Origin of the sequence: Clostridium tertium (assembly GCF_902652255.1) — a bacterium.
GTDB lineage: Bacteria > Bacillota > Clostridia > Clostridiales > Clostridiaceae > Clostridium > Clostridium tertium_A.
The window spans coordinates 1-539 of record NZ_CACRTO010000023.1; the positions used below are offsets into that span (position 1 = coordinate 1).

Annotated in this window: 1 rRNA gene; it reads left to right on the plus strand. The window is 38.8% G+C overall.

Annotated features, from left to right (window positions below):
• Positions 1 to 409: 409 nt before the first annotated feature.
• A 23S ribosomal RNA gene (locus GPX08_RS11375) occupies positions 410 to 539 on the plus strand; the annotation flags it as partial.

Below are 539 nucleotides of genomic sequence, written 5' to 3' on the forward strand. Positions count from 1 at the left end.
TCGTAACAAGGTAGCCGTAGGAGAACCTGCGGCTGGATCACCTCCTTTCTATGGAGAAATCTAGTAAGCATGGCGCTTATCTAGTACAACTTAGAAGACTGGTTTCTTAACTTCTGTTCAATTTTGAAAGACTATGTCTTTCAATAGAATTGTTCTTTGAAAATTGCATATGAATATAAATAACAACAAGCCAAAAATATTCTTTGTGAATAACTTTGTAATTTATTACTAATAAATAAAGAACCAACTAACATTAAATCGTTTATTCGAATTAATAGTTAGAGAGGAGTTTAATTAGAAGCGAGTAGGTCGAGGAAACGACAAACGAAAGCGCGGAACGTATTTAACATACGTGAGCACTGGAGTGAGGAAGTTGACGAAGAGATACGAAGCTTATAATTAAACGACATATAGGTCAAGCTACAAAGGGCGCATGGTGAATGCCTTGGCATCAGGAGCCGATGAAGGACGTGATAAGCTGCGATAAGCTTCGGGTAGGCGCACATAGCCAGTGATCCGAAGATTTCCGAATGAGGGAA